The sequence below is a fragment of the Methylophaga sp. UBA5088 genome, assembly GCF_002414625.1.
GTDB lineage: Bacteria > Pseudomonadota > Gammaproteobacteria > Nitrosococcales > Methylophagaceae > Methylophaga > Methylophaga marina.
In genome coordinates, this window is sequence record NZ_DIAC01000010.1 from 21,043 (window position 1) to 26,439 (window position 5,397).

5 protein-coding genes are annotated in these 5,397 nt (G+C 43.8%); 2 read left to right on the forward strand and 3 right to left on the reverse strand.

The window, feature by feature from the left end:
• The coding region (locus B4K20_RS00790) for a UDP-2,3-diacylglucosamine diphosphatase (RefSeq protein WP_289281509.1) at nt 1-373 on the reverse strand (373 nt) is incomplete at its 3' end.
• A gap of 44 nt (nt 374-417) precedes the next feature.
• Nucleotides 418-918, reverse strand: a complete 501-nt coding sequence (locus B4K20_RS00795) for a peptidylprolyl isomerase (RefSeq protein WP_339608391.1) — start codon at nt 916-918, stop codon at nt 418-420.
• 344 nt (nt 919-1,262) lie between these two features.
• Here B4K20_RS00795 and B4K20_RS00800 point away from each other — a divergent pair, with 344 nt between their 5' ends.
• Together B4K20_RS00800 and cysS are read left to right on the forward strand one after the other, a co-directional pair.
• Nucleotides 1,263-2,936: a glutamine--tRNA ligase/YqeY domain fusion protein gene (locus B4K20_RS00800; RefSeq protein WP_289281644.1), complete on the forward strand. Its 1,674-nt coding sequence runs from the start codon at nt 1,263-1,265 to the stop codon at nt 2,934-2,936.
• A gap of 1 nt (nt 2,937) precedes the next feature.
• Nucleotides 2,938-4,329 carry a cysteine--tRNA ligase gene (gene cysS / locus B4K20_RS00805; protein ID WP_289281511.1) on the forward strand — a complete coding sequence of 464 codons (1,392 nt, stop codon included), beginning with the start codon at nt 2,938-2,940 and terminating at the stop codon, nt 4,327-4,329.
• A 40-nt stretch (nt 4,330-4,369) separates the two neighbouring features.
• Here cysS and folD read toward each other — a convergent pair whose 3' ends face one another.
• On the reverse strand, nt 4,370-5,227 hold the full coding sequence (gene folD, locus B4K20_RS00810) for a bifunctional methylenetetrahydrofolate dehydrogenase/methenyltetrahydrofolate cyclohydrolase FolD (RefSeq protein WP_289244013.1): 858 nt from the start codon (nt 5,225-5,227) through the stop codon (nt 4,370-4,372).
• Nucleotides 5,228-5,397 lie beyond the last annotated feature (170 nt).

The following is a 5,397-nucleotide window of genomic DNA, read 5'->3' on the forward strand; positions in this document are numbered from 1 at the left end:
AGCTGACATCATCAATACATAAGCTATCACCATGTAATAACAGGGTTGGTGTCTCTGCTAAATCTAGCTCGAAGCCGTCTTTAATCAATGTGGCATTCACAGCGTCAGCAAATGCTTTACCGAGCATAAAATCACGGTTACCCACCATCAGATAAAGGTTTATTCCGGCTTTGGTCAATGAGCGCAGAGTGTCGGTGAAATCAGAAAATTCAGCAGGGACTAAGTCATCACCTAACCAGGTGTTAAAAATATCACCCAGAATATAAATCTCAGAAACAGCATCAGCCTGTTGTTGAAGAAACTGACAGACAAGCGCCGTTAATTCAGGCTTGGCAGGATTTAAGTGAAGGTCAGAGATAAATAGTTTGGTCATAAGAAAGAAACCTGCTTGTGTAACAACAAGCAGGTTTTATCTGATTAATTGATGACGCTGGCTTTAATGATAATGATGTCTTCAGCAGGCACATCCTGATGTGGTCCACGCATAGTTGTATCGACTTCTCTTATTGAGTCGACGACATCCATACCTTCAATGACTTTACCAAATACAGCATAGCCCCAACCGCTGGGTACTTTACCCTGAAAATCAAGAAAGCCATTGTCGACAGTGTTAATAAAAAATTGAGCAGTGGCTGAATGAGGATCATTGGTTCTCGCCATAGAAACAGCGCCTCGCTTGTTACTCAAACCATTGTCGGCTTCATTCTCAATGGCTGATTTGGTGGGTTTTTGTTGGAATTCTTGAGTAAAACCACCGCCTTGAATCATAAAATTTTTGATAACACGGTGAAAAATCGTACCGTCATAGAAACCCTCGTTAACATAGTTAAGAAAGTTGGCAACAGTGACAGGCGCTTTATCTTCATTGAGTTCGATAACGATGTCACCATGACTGGTTTCAAGTTTGACTTGTGGCATTTTGGATATCCCATCTGCTTGTATTGAAAAAGAAAAAGTGGCAAATAGCCATAGCAATATTTGCGTAAAACGTCTGATCATAACGGAAAGGTCCCGGATCAATTTCGAACACAACATGATAGAGCAATATGGGGGCTGATGGGAATAAACAGGTCGCTATCTTGTAATAACTGAACTATTTCTATCACAAACAGGGGATTCAATGTAAATCGACAATGGGGCTATATGAAAGAACAATCGTTCAAGATTTAGCGGTTTTCTATATGAGGATGAAAAACAGCGCTGTTACCCAGCCCAACGGAGAGCGTATAATGCGCGTTTTCATAAAAAATTTGTCATTCAATATGTCCGAGTCTGCTGTTAATCATAATTTTATTCGTCCTATCATTCAGGAAGATATTGATACGGGAAGGGTGACTGGCAAAATCGTCACACGTTTTCCACCTGAGCCAAACGGTTATCTCCATATTGGTCACGCGAAATCTATCTGTCTGAATTTCGGTTTAGCTGAAGAGTTCGGCGGTGACTGTCACTTACGCTTTGATGATACCAATCCAGCTAAGGAAGAGCAGGAGTACATTGAAGCTATCAAGGATGATGTGCAATGGCTGGGCTTTCAATGGGCAGGGAATGTGCGTTATGCATCTAATTATTTCGAACAGTTTTACGCTTGGGCTATTCACCTCATCAAACAGGGTAAAGCCTATGTCTGCGATCTGACCGCTGAACAAGCCAGCGAATATCGCGGCTGGGCAACCAAGCCAGGTAAAGAGTCACCTTTCCGAAACCGTAGTGTTGAAGAAAACCTGACTTTGTTTGAGAAAATGAAGCAGGGTGAGTTTGACGAAGGTTTTTGCGTGCTGCGGGCGAAGATTGATATGGCTTCTCCGAATATGAATATGCGTGATCCGATTCTTTATCGCATACGTAAAAAAGCACATCACCAAACCGGTGACAAATGGTGTATTTATCCTAGCTATGACTTTGCTCATGGTCAGGGCGATGCGATTGAAGGGGTGACGCACAGTATCTGTACACTGGAGTTTCAGGACCATCGTCCTTTATATGAATGGTTTATTGAAAATCTGCCAGTGCCTTCCAAACCAAAGCAGTATGAGTTTGGAAGGTTGAATCTGAATTACACAGTGACCAGTAAGCGTAATTTGAAACAGCTCGTGGATGATCAAATTGTCGCTGGTTGGAATGATCCGAGAATGCCAACCATCTCAGGTATGAGAAGACGGGGCTACACCGCCGCAGCTCTTCGCGCTTTTTGTAATGGGCTTGCTGTAGCCAAAACAGACGGTGTGGTGGATATTGCACAGTTGGAATTTGAAATTCGTAATGACTTGAATGAAAACGCAGCACGGGCCATGTGCGTGCTCAACCCATTAAAAGTCTCGATCACTAATGCAGCTGACAACACTGAATGGCTAGAAGTCGCGAATCATCCGCAGCAAGAGTCTATGGGTCACCGCTCAATACCATTTACCCAAACGATTTATATCGATGCGTCCGATTTTACTGAAGACACCAGTCTGAGCCGAAAAAAATTCAAACGCTTAGTGATAGGGGACTATGTGCGTTTGCGTGGTGCCTATGTAATCAAAGCGGATGACGTTATTAAAAATGATAGCGGTGACGTGATAGAAGTGATTGCCTCATTAGTGCCTGATACCGTGGGGCAGAATCCACCACCTGAAATGAAGCCTCGAGGCGTCATTCATTGGGTGTCAGCAACAGAAGGCAAAGAAGTCGAACTACGTTTGTATGATAGATTGTTTTTGGCCGAAGCACCTGGCAAAGAAACGGGTAATTATCTGGATGATGTGAACCCTGAGTCATTGAAGGTGATTAAAGCACTTGCAGAGCCTGCTATAGTGGATTGTAAACCAGAAACGGTTTTTCAGTTTGAGCGAGAAGGCTATTTTGTTAGCGACCGTTATGATCACACCGCTGACTCGCCGGTATTTAATCTCACTATCAGTTTAAAAGAAGATACGTCGAAGAATAACTAATATGCTAAAAATCTATAACACCCTTACCAGACAGAAAGATGTTTTCACTCCCATACATGAAGGCAAAGTCAACATGTATGTCTGCGGTATGACGGTCTACGATTTATGTCACGTTGGTCATGCAAGGGTAATGGTTGTTTTTGATGTTGTGACGCGATACTTACGTGCACTGGGTTATAACGTGACCTACGTGAGAAATATTACGGATATTGACGACAAAATCATTAAACGTGCAGCAGAGAATGGCGAATCTATTCAATCTTTGACTGAGCGTTATATTGAAGAAATGCATAAGGATGCAGACGCTTTGGGTGTTCTCAGACCTGATCTTGAGCCTAAGGCAACTGAATCAATGGCAGAAATTCTGGCGATGATTGAGACCTTGATGGACAAAGGGCTGGCCTACAAAGCCGATAATGGCGATGTGTATTATGACGTCAGCGAATTCGACAGTTATGGCAAATTATCTGGTCGTAATATTGAAGACTTACGCGCTGGTGAACGAATTGCAGTCAATGAAGCAAAAACAGATCCTCTCGATTTTGTTTTGTGGAAAGCGGCCAAAGCTGATGAACCTGCCTGGGAATCACCTTGGGGGGCAGGACGACCAGGTTGGCATATTGAATGCTCAGCGATGTCAGCACACTGCTTGGGTGAGCGGTTTGATATTCATGGTGGTGGACAGGATTTACAATTCCCTCATCACGAAAATGAAATAGCACAATCTGAAGGCGCTCACGATTGTCAGTCAGTCAATTACTGGATGCATAATGGCTTTGTTCGTATAGACGATGAAAAAATGTCTAAATCTCTGGGCAATTTCTTCACGGTGCGTGAAGTGTTAGAGCTGTATCCGGCTGAGGTGATTCGTTATTTTATCTTATCGAGTCATTATCGTAGTCCTTTGAATTATGCCGAAGATCAACTAGATCAAGCCAAATCTGCATTAACCCGCTTTTACACGACTTTGCGTGATGTGGATACGGCAGAAAGTGTTCGTTGGCAGGATGATGAGGAATACGGTCAACGATTCAAATCGGCTATGGATGATGATTTCAATACGGCATTAGCGCTGTCAGTGATGGCTGATGTCAGACAAGCGATAAACAAGGCGAGAGAGCAAGGTCAATCAGATAATGTGGCTTATCTTGCTGGCCTGTTGTCATCATTTGGTGATGTACTTGGTTTGTTTCAGCAAGATGCAGACAAATTCCTGACCGGAGATGGCGACTCTGATCAACAAGCTGATTATATCGATAACTTAGTGGTTGAACGTAATCAGGCCAGAGCGGATAAAAACTGGGCTCGTGCTGATGAGATTCGTGATGAGTTGACGGAAATGGGTATCGTGCTTGAAGATGCGGCAGGTAAAACCAGCTGGCGTCGTGTGTAGTGAATATAAGCGCCTGCTTTTTTAGCAGGCGCTTACAGAGCTAGTCTTTGTGCAAAGTTTCTGCAGCAAATAAGGTATTTTCCAGAAGTGTCGCCACGGTCATAGGACCGACACCGCCCGGTACGGGTGTTATCCAACTGGCTTTTTCTTTGGCTTTTTCAAACTCTACGTCACCCGTGAGTTTGCCATTTTCCAAGCGATTAATACCGACATCAATGACGATGGCACCTTGTTTTATCCATTCACCAGGAATGAAACCCGCTTTACCTACGGCGACCACTAATAAGTCAGCACGACGCACTTGTTCTTCCAGATTATTTGTCCAGCGATGACAAACGGTGGTAGTGCAGCCAGCCAATAATAATTCCAGTGCCATAGGCCTACCAACTATATTAGAGGCACCTACTACCACAGCTTCGAGACCTTTGAGATCGACTCCAGTGGTGCGCAGTAGGGTAATCACTCCCTTTGGTGTACAAGGTCTGAGTTGTGGATTACGTTGAGCAAGACGGCCGATATTATATGGATGGAAGCCATCGACGTCTTTATGTGGGGCGATTCGTTCAATCACCGTTTCCGCAGAAATGTGTTGAGGCAAAGGTAACTGCACCAGAATGCCATCTATATCGTCATCTTGATTTAATTTATCAATCAGAGAGAGTAACTCTTCTTCGGTCGCTGTTTCTGGAAGATCATAGGCTTCAGATTTGAATCCAATTTCTTCACAGCTTTTTCGTTTGCTACCTACATAGACCTGCGATGCTGGATTAGCGCCTATCAATATGACCGCAAGACCTGGACGACGTTTTCCTTCTGCTAATCGTTCTGCCGTCGCTAATTTCAATTGTTGTTTCAGGTCAGCTGCAACTGCCTTGCCATCGATAATCTTTGCGCTCATTCATCATTCCCGCTTATGCAAAAGCGGCTATGATCGCATGATGTGAGCCGAACAGCAAAAAATATCAAAACAGTGATTGACTCTTAAATTCTAACCACGTATTATTTCGCCTTCTTCGGGGATGACTTCTCGAATTAAGTCGGGGCATAGCGCAGTCTGGTAGCGCATCT